The 15,160-nt window shown below is 61.7% G+C and carries 18 protein-coding genes; 16 read left to right on the top strand and 2 right to left on the bottom strand.

What is annotated here, in order from left to right; all coding sequences use genetic code 11:
- Nucleotides 1-18: 18 nt before the first annotated feature.
- The 7 genes from gshB (at nucleotide 19) to CRN80_RS10815 (ending at nucleotide 6,087) form a co-directional block, all read left to right on the top strand.
- On the top strand, nucleotides 19-972 hold the full coding sequence (gene gshB / locus CRN80_RS10845) for a glutathione synthase (RefSeq protein WP_003195061.1): 954 nt from the start codon (nucleotides 19-21) through the stop codon (nucleotides 970-972).
- A 77-nt stretch (nucleotides 973-1,049) separates the two neighbouring features.
- Nucleotides 1,050-1,955 carry an energy transducer TonB gene (locus CRN80_RS10840; protein ID WP_098950126.1) on the top strand — a complete coding sequence of 302 codons (906 nt, stop codon included), beginning with the start codon at nucleotides 1,050-1,052 and terminating at the stop codon, nucleotides 1,953-1,955.
- 173 nt (nucleotides 1,956-2,128) lie between these two features.
- Nucleotides 2,129-2,698: a YqgE/AlgH family protein gene (locus CRN80_RS10835; RefSeq protein WP_032894725.1), complete on the top strand. Its 570-nt coding sequence runs from the start codon at nucleotides 2,129-2,131 to the stop codon at nucleotides 2,696-2,698.
- Entirely contained in the window at nucleotides 2,698-3,135 is a 438-nt protein-coding gene (gene ruvX / locus CRN80_RS10830; RefSeq protein ID WP_003195067.1) for a Holliday junction resolvase RuvX, read from the top strand. The genes CRN80_RS10835 and ruvX overlap by 1 nt, the downstream gene beginning before the upstream one ends.
- 148 nt (nucleotides 3,136-3,283) lie before the next feature.
- A complete protein-coding gene (gene pyrR / locus CRN80_RS10825; protein ID WP_056783033.1) occupies nucleotides 3,284-3,790 on the top strand; it encodes a bifunctional pyr operon transcriptional regulator/uracil phosphoribosyltransferase PyrR in 507 nt (168 codons plus the stop codon).
- Nucleotides 3,791-3,814: 24 nt separating this feature from the next.
- Entirely contained in the window at nucleotides 3,815-4,819 is a 1,005-nt protein-coding gene (locus CRN80_RS10820; protein WP_014720325.1) for an aspartate carbamoyltransferase catalytic subunit, read from the top strand.
- Nucleotides 4,816-6,087 (top strand): dihydroorotase, encoded by a 1,272-nt coding sequence (locus CRN80_RS10815; protein ID WP_098950125.1) that lies wholly within the window; start codon nucleotides 4,816-4,818, stop codon nucleotides 6,085-6,087. The genes CRN80_RS10820 and CRN80_RS10815 overlap by 4 nt, the downstream gene beginning before the upstream one ends.
- Nucleotides 6,088-6,219: 132 nt before the next feature.
- On the opposite strand, the gene CRN80_RS10810 is transcribed toward CRN80_RS10815, so the two are convergent.
- The gene (locus CRN80_RS10810) at nucleotides 6,220-6,648 is read right to left on the bottom strand and encodes a TM2 domain-containing protein (RefSeq protein WP_032894720.1); all 429 of its coding nucleotides are present in this window, start codon (nucleotides 6,646-6,648) and stop codon (nucleotides 6,220-6,222) included.
- A gap of 249 nt (nucleotides 6,649-6,897) precedes the next feature.
- Between CRN80_RS10810 and CRN80_RS10805 the strand changes: the two genes are divergently transcribed.
- Nucleotides 6,898-7,536 (top strand): C40 family peptidase, encoded by a 639-nt coding sequence (locus tag CRN80_RS10805; RefSeq protein ID WP_056783034.1) that lies wholly within the window; start codon nucleotides 6,898-6,900, stop codon nucleotides 7,534-7,536.
- 140 nt (nucleotides 7,537-7,676) lie between these two features.
- On the opposite strand, the gene CRN80_RS10800 is transcribed toward CRN80_RS10805, so the two are convergent.
- Nucleotides 7,677-8,711, bottom strand: a complete 1,035-nt coding sequence (locus CRN80_RS10800) for a type IV pilus twitching motility protein PilT (protein ID WP_098950124.1) — start codon at nucleotides 8,709-8,711, stop codon at nucleotides 7,677-7,679.
- Between the two features lie 57 nt (nucleotides 8,712-8,768).
- Here CRN80_RS10800 and CRN80_RS10795 point away from each other — a divergent pair, with 57 nt between their 5' ends.
- The 8 genes from CRN80_RS10795 to hemW all read left to right on the top strand — a co-directional run bounded on the left by CRN80_RS10795 (nucleotide 8,769) and on the right by hemW (nucleotide 15,156).
- Nucleotides 8,769-9,455: a YggS family pyridoxal phosphate-dependent enzyme gene (locus tag CRN80_RS10795; RefSeq protein ID WP_032894716.1), complete on the top strand. Its 687-nt coding sequence runs from the start codon at nucleotides 8,769-8,771 to the stop codon at nucleotides 9,453-9,455.
- 33 nt (nucleotides 9,456-9,488) lie between these two features.
- Entirely contained in the window at nucleotides 9,489-10,307 is an 819-nt protein-coding gene (proC, locus tag CRN80_RS10790; RefSeq protein ID WP_056783041.1) for a pyrroline-5-carboxylate reductase, read from the top strand.
- A gap of 25 nt (nucleotides 10,308-10,332) precedes the next feature.
- On the top strand, nucleotides 10,333-10,920 hold the full coding sequence (locus tag CRN80_RS10785; protein ID WP_003195087.1) for a YggT family protein: 588 nt from the start codon (nucleotides 10,333-10,335) through the stop codon (nucleotides 10,918-10,920).
- Nucleotides 10,921-11,140: 220 nt separating this feature from the next.
- Nucleotides 11,141-12,280, top strand: a complete 1,140-nt coding sequence (locus CRN80_RS10780) for a homoserine O-acetyltransferase (protein ID WP_032894712.1) — start codon at nucleotides 11,141-11,143, stop codon at nucleotides 12,278-12,280.
- A 7-nt stretch (nucleotides 12,281-12,287) separates the two neighbouring features.
- Nucleotides 12,288-12,908, top strand: a complete 621-nt coding sequence (metW, locus tag CRN80_RS10775; RefSeq protein ID WP_003195091.1) for a methionine biosynthesis protein MetW — start codon at nucleotides 12,288-12,290, stop codon at nucleotides 12,906-12,908.
- 21 nt (nucleotides 12,909-12,929) lie between these two features.
- The gene (locus CRN80_RS10770) at nucleotides 12,930-13,364 is read left to right on the top strand and encodes a DUF4426 domain-containing protein (protein WP_032894709.1); all 435 of its coding nucleotides are present in this window, start codon (nucleotides 12,930-12,932) and stop codon (nucleotides 13,362-13,364) included.
- Nucleotides 13,361-13,957 (top strand): RdgB/HAM1 family non-canonical purine NTP pyrophosphatase, encoded by a 597-nt coding sequence (gene rdgB, locus CRN80_RS10765; RefSeq protein WP_032894708.1) that lies wholly within the window; start codon nucleotides 13,361-13,363, stop codon nucleotides 13,955-13,957. Before CRN80_RS10770 ends, rdgB begins: the two co-directional genes overlap by 4 nt.
- A complete protein-coding gene (gene hemW, locus CRN80_RS10760; RefSeq protein ID WP_098950123.1) occupies nucleotides 13,954-15,156 on the top strand; it encodes a radical SAM family heme chaperone HemW in 1,203 nt (400 codons plus the stop codon). Before rdgB ends, hemW begins: the two co-directional genes overlap by 4 nt.
- Nucleotides 15,157-15,160 lie beyond the last annotated feature (4 nt).

The following is a 15,160-nucleotide window of genomic DNA, read 5'->3' as shown; positions in this document are numbered from 1 at the left end:
TTGCTAGAGGAAATCCCCATGAGCGTTCGCGTCGGCATTGTCATGGACCCTATCGCCAGCATTTCCTATAAAAAGGACAGTTCGCTGGCCATGCTCCTGGCCGCCCAGGCCCGCGGCTGGACCTTGTTCTATATGGAGCAGCGCGATCTTTACCAGGGTGACGGCGAGGCCCGCGCACGCATGCGCCCGCTGCAGGTGTTCGCCAACCCTGAGAAGTGGTTCGAGCTTTCGGACGAAATCGACAGCCCCCTGAGCGACCTCGACGTGATCCTGATGCGCAAGGACCCGCCGTTCGACATGGAGTTTGTGTACTCCACCTACCTGCTGGAGCAGGCCGAACGGGCTGGCGTGTTGATCGTCAACAAGCCGCAAAGCCTGCGCGATTGCAATGAAAAGCTGTTCGCCACCCTGTTCCCGCAGTGCACGCCACCGACCGTGGTCAGCCGCCGCGCCGACGTACTGCGTGAATTCGCCGCCAAGCATGGCGATGTGATCCTCAAGCCGCTGGACGGCATGGGCGGCACCTCGATCTTCCGTCACCGCGCAGGCGACCCGAACCTGTCGGTGATCCTCGAAACCCTGACCGCCCTGGGCACCCAGCAGATCATGGGGCAGGCCTACCTGCCGGCGATCAAGGACGGTGACAAGCGCATCCTGATGATCGACGGCGAGCCGGTGGATTATTGCCTGGCGCGTATCCCGGCAGCCGGCGAGACCCGTGGCAACCTGGCCGCCGGTGGTCGCGGTGAAGCGCGGCCGTTGTCGGACAAGGACCGCTGGATCGCCGCTCAAGTCGGCCCGACCCTGCGGGAAAAAGGCCTGCTGTTTGTCGGACTCGACGTAATTGGTGAGAACCTCACTGAAATCAACGTCACCAGCCCGACCTGTATTCGCGAGATCGACAATGCATTTGGCACGAACATCGGCGAAATGCTGATGGCCGCCATTGAGCGCAAGCTAAAAGCCAAGTGACATAGAACAGCCGGACACACACCAACATTGCGTTATCATGCGCCACCTGTGAAACGCGCGATGTTGGTTTTCTTGTCATGACACTCCCGTCCGATCTGCCCCCCGAATTCACCCATAACGGCGTGCGCCCGGCTGATCGTCTCGGTTTTACCCTGTTCCTCGCTGCGCTGATTCACCTCGCCCTGCTCCTGGGCGTGGGGTTCACCCTGGTCGAACCCAAGCAGATTACCAAGACCCTGGAAATCACCCTTGCCACGTTCAAGAGCGAAAAGAAGCCCGAAAAGGCTGACTTTCTCGCCCAAGACAACCAGCAGGGCAGCGGCACCCTCGACAAGAAAGCCGTGCCCAAGACCACCGAAGTGGCGCCCTTCCACGACAACCAGGTCAAGAAGGTCACCCCGCCGCCGGCGTCCAAGCCCGAGGTCAAGCAGGCCGCGCCCAAGGCTGCGGTAGCCACCGTCGCGCCCAAGCCGCAAAAAGCCCCGACCCAGCGCGAAAAGGCCAAGACCGAACCCAAGCCCGAACCGGTGAAACCTGCGCCGACGTTCGACAGCTCGACGTTGTCCGACGAAATTTCCAGCCTGGAAGCCGAACTGGCCCACGAGCAACAGCTGTATGCCAAGCGCCCGCGCATCTACCGCCTGAACGCCGCCTCAACCATGCGCGACAAAGGCGCCTGGTATAAAGACGAGTGGCGCAAGAAGGTCGAACGCATTGGCAACCTCAACTACCCGGACGAGGCGCGGCGCCAGCAGATTTATGGCAATTTGCGCTTACTGGTGTCGATCAACCGTGACGGCTCGCTGTATGAAGTGCAGGTGCTGGAGTCCTCCGGCCAGCCGCTGCTGGACCAGGCCGCGCAACGCATCGTACGGCTGGCCGCGCCCTTTGCGCCGTTCAGCGGCGACTTGAACGACGTGGACCGCCTGGAAATCATCCGCACCTGGCGGTTCGCCAAGGGCGATCGGTTGTCCAGTAACTGATCGCACAGATCGTTCCCACGCTCCGCGTGGGAATGCCGCCATGGAAGCTCTGCGTCTGCTCTTGGAGCGCGGAGCGCCCCGGGATGCATTTCCACGCGGAGCGTGGGAACGATCAGCGATCAGGCTCGCGCCCGCACTTGTCAGTTCGCCCCTCCAACGCCACACTAGCGGACATGAAAAACGTCAGCCCGACTTACCTCAAGCACCAATTCCTGATCGCCATGCCCCATATGGCCGACCCGAACTTTGCGCAGACCTTGACCTACATCGTCGAGCACACGGCCAATGGTGCCATGGGGTTGGTGGTCAACCGCCCGCAGGAGCTGAACCTGGCCGATATCCTTGAGCAACTGCGCCCGGAAATCGACCCGCCGGCAAGCTGCCAGCATGTGCCGATCTACATCGGCGGGCCGGTGCAGACCGATCGCGGTTTTGTCTTGCACCCCACCGGGCCGAAGTATCAGGCCACGGTAGACCTTGAAGGCGTGTCACTGTCCACGTCCCAGGACGTGCTGTTCGCCATCGCCGACGGCGTCGGCCCTGAGCAAAGTGTGATCACCCTGGGCTACGCCGGTTGGGAAGCCGGGCAGCTGGAGGCCGAACTGGCCAGCAATGCCTGGCTGACCTGCCCCTTCGACGCTGACATCCTGTTCAACACCGCCAGCGAACTGCGCCTGGAAGCGGCCGCGGCCAAGCTGCGGGTCAACCTCAGCCTGCTGACCAGCCAGGCGGGGCACGCCTGATGGCTTTGCGTCTGATCCTCGGTTTTGACTACGGCACCAAGCAGATCGGCGTAGCAGTTGGCCAGGTCATCACCGGCCAGGCCCGCGAGCTGTGCACCCTCAAGGCCCAGAACGGCGTGCCGGACTGGAACCAGGTCGAAGCCCTCATCAAAGAGTGGAAGCCTGACGCGGTGGTGGTCGGCCTGCCCCTGAACATGGATGGCACCCCCAGTGACATGTGCCTGCGCGCCGAGAAGTTCGCACGCCGCCTCAATGGCCGCTACAACCTGCCCTTCTATACCCACGACGAACGCCTCACCACCTTTGAAGCCAAGGGTGAGCGCCGTGACCGTGGCGGGCAAAAGGGCAGTTATCGCGACAACCCGGTGGACGCCATCGCCGCCGCCTTGCTGTTGCAGGGCTGGCTGGATGAAAACACCGCTTTATTTGAATCCTGACTGACGCGGCTTGCTGCTATGCCGTTTTTGTAGGAGCGAGCTTGCTCGCGAAGAACTCACAGGCACCGCGCACTTCCAGGTTTTCACGCGTTATCGTTGACGTTTTTCGCGAGCAAGCTCGCTCCTACACACTTAACAAGGAGCCACCATGAGCTTGCCGAACCCTGCCGAACTGATCAGCCAGATGGCGATACGCCTCAAGGCGCACCTGGAACACCGTGCCATCAGCGAACCGCGTTTTATCGGCATACGCACCGGTGGCGTGTGGGTGGCCCAGGCGCTGCTCAAAGAACTGGGCAGTGATTCGCCCCTGGGCACCCTGGACGTGTCCTTCTACCGCGACGATTTCAGCCAGAACGGCCTGCACCCACAAGTGCGCCCTTCGGCCCTGCCCTTCGAGATCGAAGGCCAGCACTTGGTACTGATCGACGACGTGCTGATGAGCGGCCGCACCATCCGCGCCGCCATGAACGAGCTGTTCGACTATGGCCGCCCGGCCAGCGTGACCCTGGTGTGCCTGCTGGACCTGGACGCTGGCGAGCTGCCGATCAGCCCGGACGTCGTAGGCGCCACCCTGTCGCTTGCACCCCAGCAGCGGGTAAAATTGTCCGGTCCCACGCCGCTCGAACTCGAACTGCAAGACCTTGCCCTTTAAACCGCCTTGTACAGAGTCCCCGCGATGACGCCTCTAGATGCCAAGCGCCCGCTGCAGCTCAATGCTCAGGGCCAGTTGCAACACTTCTTGTCCCTCGACGGTTTGCCCCGCGAACTGCTCACCGAAATCCTCGATACCGCCGACTCATTCCTGGAAGTCGGTGGCCGGGCGGTGAAGAAAGTCCCGCTGTTGCGCGGTAAAACCATCTGCAACGTGTTCTTCGAGAACTCCACCCGCACCCGCACCACCTTTGAACTGGCGGCCCAGCGGCTGTCGGCCGATGTGATCACGCTGAACGTGTCCACCTCGTCGGCGAGCAAAGGCGAAACCCTGCTCGACACCCTGCGCAACTTGGAAGCCATGGCGGCCGACATGTTCGTGGTACGCCACGGCGACTCCGGCGCTGCGCACTTCATTGCTGAGCATGTGTGCCCGAACGTGGCGATCATCAATGGCGGCGACGGCCGTCACGCGCACCCGACCCAGGGCATGCTCGACATGCTCACCATTCGTCGGCACAAAGGCAGCTTTGAAAACCTCTCGGTGGCCATCGTCGGCGACATCCTGCATTCGCGGGTAGCACGTTCGAACATGCTGGCCCTCAAGGCCCTGGGTTGCCCGGATATCCGCGTGATCGCGCCCAAAACCTTGTTGCCCATCGGTATCGAACAGTATGGCGTGAAGGTCTACACCGACATGGCCGAGGGCCTCAAGGATGTGGACGTGGTGATCATGCTGCGCCTGCAACGCGAGCGCATGGCCGGGGGCTTGTTGCCCAGCGAAGGTGAGTTCTACCGCCTGTTCGGCCTGACCACCGCGCGCCTGGCCAAGGCCAAGCCGGATGCCATCGTGATGCACCCGGGGCCGATCAACCGTGGCGTGGAAATTGAGTCGGCGGTGGCCGACGGCCCGCAATCGGTGATTCTCAACCAAGTGACCTACGGCATCGCCGTGCGCATGGCCGTGCTGTCCATGGCCATGAGCGGGCAAACCGCGCAACGTCAATTCGAGCAGGAGCAGGCCCAGTGAAGCTCAGCATTCTCGGCGCCCGAGTCATCGACCCGGCCAGTGGCCTGGACCAAGTTACCGATATTCACCTGGACGCCGGCAAGATCGTCGCCATCGGCGCCGCCCCCGCAGGCTTCAACGCCGGCCAAAGCATCGATGCCAAGGGCCTGGTGGCCGCGCCTGGGCTGGTGGACCTGAATGTCGCCCTGCGCGAGCCGGGCTACAGCCGCAAAGGCAGCATCGCCAGCGAAACCCAGGCCGCCGCCGCCGGTGGCGTGACCAGCCTGTGCTGCCCACCCAATACCAAGCCGGTGCTGGACACGTCGGCTGTGACCGAGCTGATCCTGGACCGCGCCCGCGAAGCCGGCAATTGCAAAGTGTTTCCCATTGGCGCCTTGAGCAAGGGCCTGGATGGCGAACAACTTGCCGAACTGATCGCCCTGCGTGACGCCGGTTGCGTGGCCTTCGGCAATGGCCTGGAAAGCTTTCGCAGCACACGCACCTTGTGCCGCGCCCTGGAATACGCGGCCACCTTCGACTTGACGGTGATCTTCCACTCCCAGGACCACGACCTGGCCGAAGGCGGCCTAGCCCATGAAGGCGCAGTGGCCAGCTTCCTCGGCCTGCCGGGCATTCCGGAAACCGCAGAAACCGTGGCTCTCGCCCGCGACCTGTTGCTGGTGGAACAAAGCGGCGTGCGTGCGCATTTCAGCCAGTTGACCAGCGCCCGGGGCGTGGCCCTGATCGCCCAGGCCCAGGCCCGTGGCTTGCGGGTAACGGCCGATGTCGCCCTGTACCAACTGATCCTGACGGATGAGGCGCTGATCGACTTCTCTAGCCTGTACCACGTACAGCCCCCGCTGCGCACCAAGGCAGACCGTGACGGTTTGCGTGCGGCGGTGAAGTCGGGTGTGGTGTCGGCGATTTCCAGCCATCACCAACCTCACGAGCGAGACGCCAAGCTGGCACCGTTTGGCGCGACCGAGCCGGGCATCAGCAGTGTGGAGTTGTTGCTGCCATTGGCGATGACGCTGGTCGAAGACGGCTTGCTGGACCTGCCGACACTGCTGGCACGCCTGAGCACCGGCCCGGCCGAAGCCCTGCGCTTGCCGGCGGGCCAGTTGGCGGTGGGCTCACCGGCGGACCTGGTGCTGTTCGACCTGGCAAGCTCGACGGTGGCCGGGGAGCGTTGGTTGTCCAAGGGCGAAAACTGCCCGTTCATCGGCCACAGCCTGCCGGCGACGGTGCGGTATACCTTGATGGATGGGCGGATCAGCTACCAGGCTTGATGCGGGCACGCTAAAAACTGTGGGAGCGGGCTTGCTCGCGAATGCGGAGTGTCAGTCGACATTTATTTGACTGATCTACTGCATTCGCGAGCAAGCCCGCTCCCACACTTGCTTATGTGTATGCCTAGGAATTCAGCGGCCGCTGTTGCGCTCGGCATTGCGGATCGAGATCTGCGTGTTCAACGTCCAGAAGTCATACAGCACCCCGACCAGGAACAAACCGCCGGTCAGCAGGTAGATCAGGCCGGTGATCCATTTGCCCTGATACATGCGGTGCACACCAAACACCCCCAGGAACGCCAACAGAATCCAGGCCACGTTGTATTCAATCGGCCCAGCGGTAAACCGCAGGTCGGCTTCACGGTCCATGGCCGGGATCAGGAACAAGTCGATCAGCCAGCCAATGCCGAACAAGCCGAAAGTGAAAAACCAGATTGTACCGGTCACGGGCTTGCCGTAATAAAAGCGATGAGCCCCGGTAAAACCGAAAATCCACAGCAGGTAACCAATCGCCTTACTGTGGGTATCGTGCTGCTGACCAACCTGTTGATAGGTGTTCATGAAGGACCTCTTTTGCTTCGATAGATAAATTTTTTCATTTTCTTTGTGACTTTTTTACGGGCGCCCGACGTACGGTAAATGGTATCTTCCTGCCCTCAAAGCCTTGTGCCACCTGCCTTGTGTAGGACAATTGCGGCGAATCGTCGCGTTTTTCCTGAGTTTGACCCCAAGGTTCAGTCGACAAACGGCCTGAGAACAGCACAAAAAGCTGTTATAAAGTTGCGCGCAAACCCATAAGAGCCACGCCTAATGCGACCATTTTTCAAGACATGGCTAACCATTTGCCTATTAATGCCACTGGCCGCCCACGCCACCAATCGTGAGCAACGACTTCCGAACGTTAACGGTTTCACCCCTAAAGTCCATAGCACGCCCAGCACTGCCAAATCGGCAAAGCCAACCGTCAGCCGCCCGACTCAACTGAGCAAGGTCAACGGCAAAGCGCTTTCCACCCAACTGGCCGTGAACACCAAGCAAAGCAGCAACGTCTTGAGCCGTGCCGTCAACGTGCTCGGTACACCTTATCGTTGGGGCGGCAGCAGCCCAAGTAAAGGGTTCGACTGCAGCGGGCTGGTGAAATATGCATTTAACGATGTAAAAGCAGTGGACCTGCCCCGTACCTCCAACGCCATGGCGGCCGGCCATGGGTTGAAGGTTGACCGCAAGGACCTCAAACCGGGCGACCTGTTGTTCTTCAAGCTCAAGAGCCGCCAGGTCAACCACGTTGCCATCTACCTGGGCAACGACCGCTTTATCCACGCACCGCGCCGTGGCAAGTCGGTGAGCATCGACACGCTGAAAAAGCCGTTCTGGAACAAGAACTACGTGATTGCCAAGCGGGTACTGCCTAAAGAGCAGAACAGCAACCTGCGGATCGTGCAGCGCTGAGTTAACACTGCAATGCAGTAGAAAATGTGGGAGCGGGCTTGCTCGCGAATGCGGTAGATCAGTCAGCCTATTCGTTGCCTGACACACCGTATTCGCGAGCAAGCCCGCTCCCACATTTGTTTCCGGGCCTGCCTGCCGATCTAGATGTCCCCAGGCACCCTCGCCTTCTCCCGCGCCTCTTCCCGGCTAATCACTCCCGCGCCGACCAACGCCTTCAAACTCATATCCAGAGTCTTCATCCCCAACGCCCCACCGGTCTGAATCGCCGAAACCATCTGCGCCACCTTGTCTTCGCGAATCAAGTTACGAATCGCCGGGGTGCCCAGCATGATTTCATGGGCGGCCACGCGCCCGCCGCCCACCTTCTTCACCAGCACCTGAGACACCACCGCCTGCAGCGACTCCGACAGCATCGAGCGGACCATCGCCTTCTCCCCGGCCGGGAAGACGTCCACCAGCCTGTCTACCGTCTTTGCCGCCGACGAGGTGTGCAAGGTGCCAAACACCAGGTGCCCGGTCTCTGCCGCCGTCAGCGCCAGGCGGATGGTTTCCAGGTCACGCAGTTCACCCACCAGGATCACGTCCGGGTCTTCGCGCAGGGCTGAACGCAGGGCCACCGAGAAACTGTGGGTGTCGCGATGCACCTGGCGCTGGTTGACCAGGGCCATTTTCGGCCTGTGGATAAACTCGATGGGGTCTTCCAGCGTGAGGATATGCTGGCGTCGATGCCGGTTGAGGTCGTCGATCATCGCCGCCAGGGTCGTGGATTTGCCGGAGCCGGTGGGCCCGGTCACCAGCACCAGGCCGCGAGGAAGGCGGGCGATTCGCTGGAACACCTCGCCCAATCCCAACGCTTCCAGGCTCTGGACCTCAGTCGCAATAGCCCGGAACACCGCACCCACGCCGCGATCCTGGCGAAATACGTTCGCCCGGAAGCGGGCCACACCCGGCAACTCGAAGGCAAAATCCGTTTCAAGAGATGTTTCGAAATCCTTTTGTTGATGTTTATTCAGCAAAGGGCTCAATAAGTCGACCACCTGGGTAGCGTTCAGCGCCGGCCCATCCAGGGGCCAAACCTCGCCATCAATGCGCAGCATCGGTGCCAGGCCGGCTGACAGATGCAGGTCTGAGGCGCCTCGGCTTACGCTGGCCGTCAGCAATTGCGTGATATCCATAGGGCTTTCCATTTCCAGTAGAATGCCGCGGACTCCATATCCACGGGCGCATCTTGAATGTCGACGATAGCAGACAACATCGGCCTGGTTAGCCAGCGCATCCGCGCCGCAGCCGACGCCGTGCAACGTGACGCAAGCAGCATCCACCTGCTGGCCGTGAGCAAGACCAAACCCGCGCAGGCGGTGCGTGAAGCCTACGCTGCCGGGCTGCGCGACTTTGGTGAAAACTACCTGCAGGAAGCCCTGGGCAAACAGGCGGAATTAACCGACCTGCCCTTGAGTTGGCACTTCATCGGCCCCATTCAATCGAACAAGACTCGCGCCATCGCCGAGCACTTCGCTTGGGTGCATTCCGTGGACCGCCTGAAAATCGCACAACGCCTGTCCGAACAACGCCCGGCCGACCTGCCGCCGCTCAATATCTGCATCCAGGTCAATGTCAGTGGCGAAGCCAGCAAGTCCGGCTGCACACCCGCCGACCTGCCGGCCCTGGCCACTGCGATCAGCGCCCTGCCGCGCTTGAAGCTGCGGGGCTTGATGGCGATTCCCGAGCCGACTGAAGATCGGGCCGAACAGGATGCGGCGTTCGCCACGGTGCGCGACTTGCAAGCCAGCTTGAACCTGGCGCTGGACACACTTTCCATGGGCATGAGCCACGACCTTGAGTCGGCCATTGCCCAAGGCGCCACCTGGGTGCGGATCGGTACCGCCCTGTTTGGCGCCCGCGACTACGGCCAGCCGTGAAATGGCTGACATCCCTCGAAATAAGGACCTGTCATGAGCAACACGCGTATTGCCTTTATCGGCGCCGGTAACATGGCGGCCAGCCTGATCGGTGGCCTGCGGGCCAAGGGCCTGGACGCCGAGCAGATCCGCGCCAGCGACCCGGGCGCCGAGACCCGCGAGCGCGTCAGCGCCGAACACGGCATAAAAACCTTCGCCGATAACGCCGAGGCCATCCACGGCGTCGATGTAATCGTGCTGGCGGTCAAGCCCCAGGCCATGAAGGCCGTGTGCGAGAGCCTGCGCCCGAGCCTGCAACCCCATCAACTGGTGGTGTCGATTGCCGCTGGCATCACCTGCGCCAGCATGACCAACTGGCTCGGCGCCCAGCCCATTGTGCGCTGCATGCCCAACACCCCGGCGCTGCTGCGCCAGGGCGTCAGCGGTTTGTATGCCACTGGCGAAGTGACCGCACAGCAACGTGACCAGGCCCAGGAACTGCTGTCTGCGGTGGGCATCGCCGTGTGGCTGGAGCAGGAACAGCAACTGGATGCGGTCACCGCCGTCTCCGGCAGCGGCCCGGCCTACTTCTTCCTGTTGATCGAGGCCATGACGGCCGCCGGCGTCAAGCTGGGCCTGCCCCACGACGTGGCCGAGCAACTGGCCGAACAAACCGCCCTGGGCGCCGCGAAAATGGCGGTCGGCAGCGAGGTGGATGCCGCCGAACTGCGCCGTCGCGTCACCTCGCCGGGCGGTACCACACAAGCGGCTATCGAGTCGTTCCAGGCCGGGGGCTTTGAAGCCCTGGTGGAAACAGCACTGGGTGCCGCCGCACATCGTTCAGCCGAGATGGCTGAGCAACTGGGCAAATAGTCGTCCCTTACCAAGGTAATCAAACATGCTCGGAATCAATGACGCTGCCATTTTCATCATCCAGACCCTGGGCAGCCTGTACCTGCTGATCGTGCTGATGCGCTTTATCCTGCAACTGGTGCGTGCAAACTTCTACAACCCGCTGTGCCAGTTCGTGGTGAAGGCCACCCAACCGCTGCTCAAGCCGCTGCGCCGGGTGATCCCGAGCCTGTTCGGCCTGGACATGTCGTCGCTGGTGCTGGCGCTGTTGCTGCAGATTTTGCTGTTCGTGGTGATCCTGATGCTCAATGGCTACCAGGCCTTCACCGTGCTGCTGTTGCCATGGGGCCTGATCGGGATTTTCTCGCTGTTCCTGAAGATCATTTTCTGGTCGATGATCATCAGCGTGATTCTCTCCTGGGTCGCACCCGGCAGCCGTAGCCCGGGTGCCGAGTTGGTGGCTCAAATCACCGAACCCGTGCTGGCACCCTTCCGTCGCCTGATCCCGAACCTGGGTGGCCTGGATATCTCGCCGATCTTCGCGTTTATCGTGATTCAGCTGCTGCAAAGCTGGGTGATTCCACGCCTGGCCTACTTTGCCTACATGCCAAAAGAGTTGTTTGGCCTGATCTGACCGCCATACCCTTATGGCGGGCTGGCTTGTGCTGATCGTTCCCACGCTCTGCGTGGGAATGCAGCCCGTGACGCTCCGCGTCACCAGGGCAGGACGCAGAGCGTCCCAAGAGGCATTCCCACGCGGAGCGTGGGAACGATCACGCTTACCCCCGACCTTTGCTTGCCGCTAGGGTCCCCGCTCTTTAGACTTACGCCTCATTTAAACGAGAGCAGGGTCGATGCCAGCTGCCTTCCCCCCCGATTCTGTTGGACTGGTCGTGCCACAAGTGGCGCATTTCAGCGAACCCCTGGCCCTGGCCTGCGGCCGTTCGTTGCCAGCCTACGACCTGATCTACGAAACCTATGGCCAACTGAACGCCACGGCGAGCAACGCCGTGCTGATCTGCCATGCCTTGTCCGGCCATCATCACGCCGCCGGTTTCCATAGCGTTGACGACCGCAAGCCCGGCTGGTGGGACAGTTGCATCGGCCCCGGCAAGCCCATCGACACCAACAAGTTCTTTGTGGTCAGCCTGAACAACCTCGGCGGCTGCAACGGCTCCACCGGCCCCAGCAGCCTCAACCCGGAAACCGGCAAACCATTCGGCGCCGACTTCCCGGTGCTGACGGTAGAGGACTGGGTGCACAGCCAGGCACGCCTGGCCGACCTACTGGGCATCAGCCAGTGGGCCGCCGTGATTGGCGGCAGCCTGGGCGGCATGCAGGCCCTGCAATGGACCATCACTTACCCGGACCGCGTGCGTCATTGCCTGGCTATCGCCTCGGCGCCCAAGTTGTCGGCGCAGAACATCGCCTTCAACGAAGTGGCGCGCCAGGCGATCCTCACCGACCCCGAGTTCCACGGCGGTTCGTTCCAGGAAGCGGGCGTGATCCCCAAGCGTGGCTTGATGCTGGCGCGGATGGTCGGCCACATTACCTACCTGTCCGACGATTCCATGGGTGAGAAATTCGGCCGTGGCCTCAAGAGCGAGAAGCTCAACTACGACTTCCACAGCGTCGAGTTCCAGGTGGAAAGCTACCTGCGTTATCAGGGCGAGGAATTCTCGGGGCGCTTTGACGCCAACACCTACCTGCTGATGACCAAGGCCCTGGACTACTTCGACCCGGCCGCCAACCACGATGACGACCTGGCAAAAACCTTCGAGCACGCCACGGCCAAGTTCTGCGTGATGTCGTTCACCACCGACTGGCGCTTTTCGCCGGCACGCTCCCGTGAGCTGGTGGATGCCCTGATGGCCGCCAAGAAAGACGTCTGCTACCTGGAGATCGATGCACCGCAAGGCCACGACGCCTTCCTGATTCCGATCCCACGCTACCTGCAGGCGTTCAGTAACTACATGAACCGCATTACTTTGTGAGAACGCCATGAGAGCCGACCTGGAAATCATCCAAGACTGGATCCCCGCCGGCAGCCGCGTGCTCGACCTGGGCTGCGGCGACGGCGAACTGCTGAGCTGGCTGCGCGATCACAAGCAAGTCACCGGCTACGGCCTGGAAAACGACCCGGACAACATCGCCCAGTGCGTGGCCAAGGGCATCAACGTGATCGAGCAGGACCTGGACAAGGGCCTGGGCAACTTTGCCAGCAACAGCTTCGATATCGTGGTGATGACCCAAGCCCTGCAAGCGGTGCACTACCCGGACCGCATTCTCGACGAAATGCTGCGCGTGGGCCGCCAATGCATCATCACCTTCCCCAACTTTGGCCACTGGCGCTGCCGCTGGTACCTGGCCACCAAGGGGCGCATGCCGGTCTCCGACTTCCTGCCGTACACCTGGTACAACACGCCGAACATCCACTTTTGCACCTTCGAAGACTTCGAAGCCCTGTGTGGCGAGCGTGAAGCCAAGGTGATCAACCGCCTTGCCGTCGATCAACAGCACCGCCACGGCTGGGCGAGTAAGCTATGGCCCAACCTGTTGGGCGAAATTGGTATTTACCGGGTCAGCAGTCCTGGCCTGACCGACCACAAAGTTGCCGTCTAATCATCTTCAAGAGGGACGTTCATGAGTCGTTTGGCTATTTTTCTATTGACCGCATGCCTGGGCGCCAGCGCCATGGCCGCCGACACTATCGACGCTAATCGCAAAAAAGACTTTGGCGATATCACCGTTCATTACAACACCTTCACCTCAAGCTTCCTGCCACCCGAGACCGCCCAGAAAGTCGGCGTGGTGCGCAGCAAGGAGAAGGGGTTGATCAACGTGACCGTGATCAAGGGCGTAAGCCCAGTGGCCGCGCAAGTCACCGGTACCATCAAGGACCTGGGTGGCAAGAGCGAGATCCTGACGTTCAAGCAGATCGAAGAGAAAGGCGGCATCAGCTACCTCGCGCCTTACACCGTGACGCAACGGGAATACAAGACCTTCACCATCAATGTTGAAACCGGCGGCAAGGCCCACGGCTTCCAATTCAACCAAGAACTGTTCCCGGCCCAATGATGAACCTTACCCAACTCGTACTCGCCAGCCACAACGCCGGCAAACTCAAAGAACTGCAGGCCATGCTCGGTGAGTCAGTGCAACTGCGTTCGATCGGTGAGTTCAGCCAGGTCGAACCGGAAGAGACCGGCCTGTCGTTCGTCGAGAATGCCATCCTCAAGGCCCGCAATGCCGCACGTATCTCTGGCCTGCCAGCCCTGGCGGATGATTCGGGCCTGGCCGTGGACTTTCTCGGCGGCGCCCCTGGCATCTACTCGGCCCGTTACGCCGACGGCAAGGGCGACGCAGCCAACAACGCCAAGCTGCTCGACGCGCTCAAGGACGTACCGGAGGCTGAGCGTGGTGCGCAGTTCGTCTGCGTGCTGGCCCTGGTGCGACATGCCGATGACCCGTTGCCGATCCTGTGCGAAGGCTTGTGGCACGGGCGCATTCTGCAGGCCGCCAGCGGTGAGCATGGGTTTGGCTATGACCCGCTGTTCTGGGTGCCGGAGCGCAATGTCTCCAGCGCCGAACTGAGCCCGGCCGACAAGAACCAAATCAGCCACCGCGCCCGCGCCATGGCATTACTGCGCCAGCGCCTGGGTTTGAAATGACCCAGAACACCTCTGCGCAGCCGCTGATTCACGGTGGCGCGCAAACACCCCGGGCGGCCCTGCCCCATCTGCCGCCCCTGGCGCTGTACATCCACATTCCGTGGTGCGTGCGCAAATGCCCGTATTGCGACTTCAACTCCCACACCGCCAGTAAAGTGCTGCCGGAACAAGAGTATGTGGACGCCTTGCTGGCCGACCTCGACCAAGACCTGCACGCCGTGTATGGCAGGGAGCTGAGCTCGATCTTCTTTGGCGGCGGCACGCCCAGCCTGTTCAGCGCTGCTGCACTGGGCCGCCTGCTCAAGGGCGTTGAAGCGCGTATCCCGTTTGCCGACGATATCGAGATCACCCTGGAAGCCAACCCAGGGACGTTCGAACAAGAAAAGTTCGTGGCGTACCGCAAGCTGGGGATCAATCGCCTGTCCATCGGCATCCAGAGCTTCCAGCAAGAGAAGCTTGAAGCCCTGGGCCGCATCCACAATGGCGATGAAGCCGTGCGCGCCGCCGGCATGGCGCGCGAGGCCGGGTTCGACAACTTCAACCTGGACTTGATGCACGGCTTGCCCAACCAGTCCCTGGACGACGCCCTAGGTGACCTGCGCCAGGCCATTGCACTCAAGCCCACGCACCTGTCCTGGTACCAACTGACCCTGGAACCCAACACCGTGTTCTGGAACCAGCCACCCGCGCTGCCGGAAGACGACACGCTGTGGGATATCCAGGAAGCCGGCCAGGCACTGCTCGCCGAACACGGTTACGCACAATATGAAGTCTCGGCCTACGCCCAACCGGGGCGGCCGGCGCGGCATAACCTCAATTACTGGAGCTTTGGCGACTTTATCGGCATCGGCGCCGGCGCCCACGGCAAGCTCAGCCACCCGGACGGGCGCATCATCCGCACCTGGAAAACCCGTGCACCGAAGGACTACCTCAACCCGGCCAAAAGCTTCCAGGCCGGCGCGAAAGAACTGACCAACGATGAACTGCCGTTCGAGTTCCTGATGAACGCGCTGCGCCTCACCGAAGGGGTTGATGCCAAGCTCTACGCCGAGCGCACCGGCCTTGATCTGGCCAGCCTCGACGAAGGCCGCCGCGAGGCAGAACAAAGTGGATTAATGCAGGTCGAACCGTCACGCCTGGCGGCCACCGACCGTGGGCAACTCTTTCTCAATGACCTGTTGCAGAAGTTTTTGAGCTGATAGC

The organism is Pseudomonas sp. FDAARGOS_380 (assembly GCF_002591235.1).
Lineage (GTDB): Bacteria > Pseudomonadota > Gammaproteobacteria > Pseudomonadales > Pseudomonadaceae > Aquipseudomonas > Aquipseudomonas salmasensis.
Note: the sequence above shows the minus strand (reverse complement) of the source record. Positions and strands in the feature narration are given on the sequence as shown.

What these genes read in the sequence shown, in the direction of transcription:
- hemW (WP_098950123.1), top strand. Translation starts at nt 13,954, where the DNA reads ATGACCCAGAACACCTCTGCGCAGCCGCTGATTCACGGTGGCGCGCAA.
- CRN80_RS10780 (WP_032894712.1), top strand. Translation starts at nt 11,141, where the DNA reads ATGCCAGCTGCCTTCCCCCCCGATTCTGTTGGACTGGTCGTGCCACAA.
- CRN80_RS10810 (WP_032894720.1), bottom strand. Translation starts at nt 6,648, where the DNA reads ATGAACACCTATCAACAGGTTGGTCAGCAGCACGATACCCACAGTAAG.
- pyrR (WP_056783033.1), top strand. Translation starts at nt 3,284, where the DNA reads ATGAGCTTGCCGAACCCTGCCGAACTGATCAGCCAGATGGCGATACGC.
- proC (WP_056783041.1), top strand. Translation starts at nt 9,489, where the DNA reads ATGAGCAACACGCGTATTGCCTTTATCGGCGCCGGTAACATGGCGGCC.
- CRN80_RS10785 (WP_003195087.1), top strand. Translation starts at nt 10,333, where the DNA reads ATGCTCGGAATCAATGACGCTGCCATTTTCATCATCCAGACCCTGGGC.
- metW (WP_003195091.1), top strand. Translation starts at nt 12,288, where the DNA reads ATGAGAGCCGACCTGGAAATCATCCAAGACTGGATCCCCGCCGGCAGC.
- CRN80_RS10805 (WP_056783034.1), top strand. Translation starts at nt 6,898, where the DNA reads ATGCGACCATTTTTCAAGACATGGCTAACCATTTGCCTATTAATGCCA.
- CRN80_RS10820 (WP_014720325.1), top strand. Translation starts at nt 3,815, where the DNA reads ATGACGCCTCTAGATGCCAAGCGCCCGCTGCAGCTCAATGCTCAGGGC.
- CRN80_RS10770 (WP_032894709.1), top strand. Translation starts at nt 12,930, where the DNA reads ATGAGTCGTTTGGCTATTTTTCTATTGACCGCATGCCTGGGCGCCAGC.
- CRN80_RS10840 (WP_098950126.1), top strand. Translation starts at nt 1,050, where the DNA reads ATGACACTCCCGTCCGATCTGCCCCCCGAATTCACCCATAACGGCGTG.
- rdgB (WP_032894708.1), top strand. Translation starts at nt 13,361, where the DNA reads ATGATGAACCTTACCCAACTCGTACTCGCCAGCCACAACGCCGGCAAA.
- CRN80_RS10835 (WP_032894725.1), top strand. Translation starts at nt 2,129, where the DNA reads ATGAAAAACGTCAGCCCGACTTACCTCAAGCACCAATTCCTGATCGCC.
- ruvX (WP_003195067.1), top strand. Translation starts at nt 2,698, where the DNA reads ATGGCTTTGCGTCTGATCCTCGGTTTTGACTACGGCACCAAGCAGATC.
- gshB (WP_003195061.1), top strand. Translation starts at nt 19, where the DNA reads ATGAGCGTTCGCGTCGGCATTGTCATGGACCCTATCGCCAGCATTTCC.
- CRN80_RS10800 (WP_098950124.1), bottom strand. Translation starts at nt 8,711, where the DNA reads ATGGATATCACGCAATTGCTGACGGCCAGCGTAAGCCGAGGCGCCTCA.
- CRN80_RS10795 (WP_032894716.1), top strand. Translation starts at nt 8,769, where the DNA reads ATGTCGACGATAGCAGACAACATCGGCCTGGTTAGCCAGCGCATCCGC.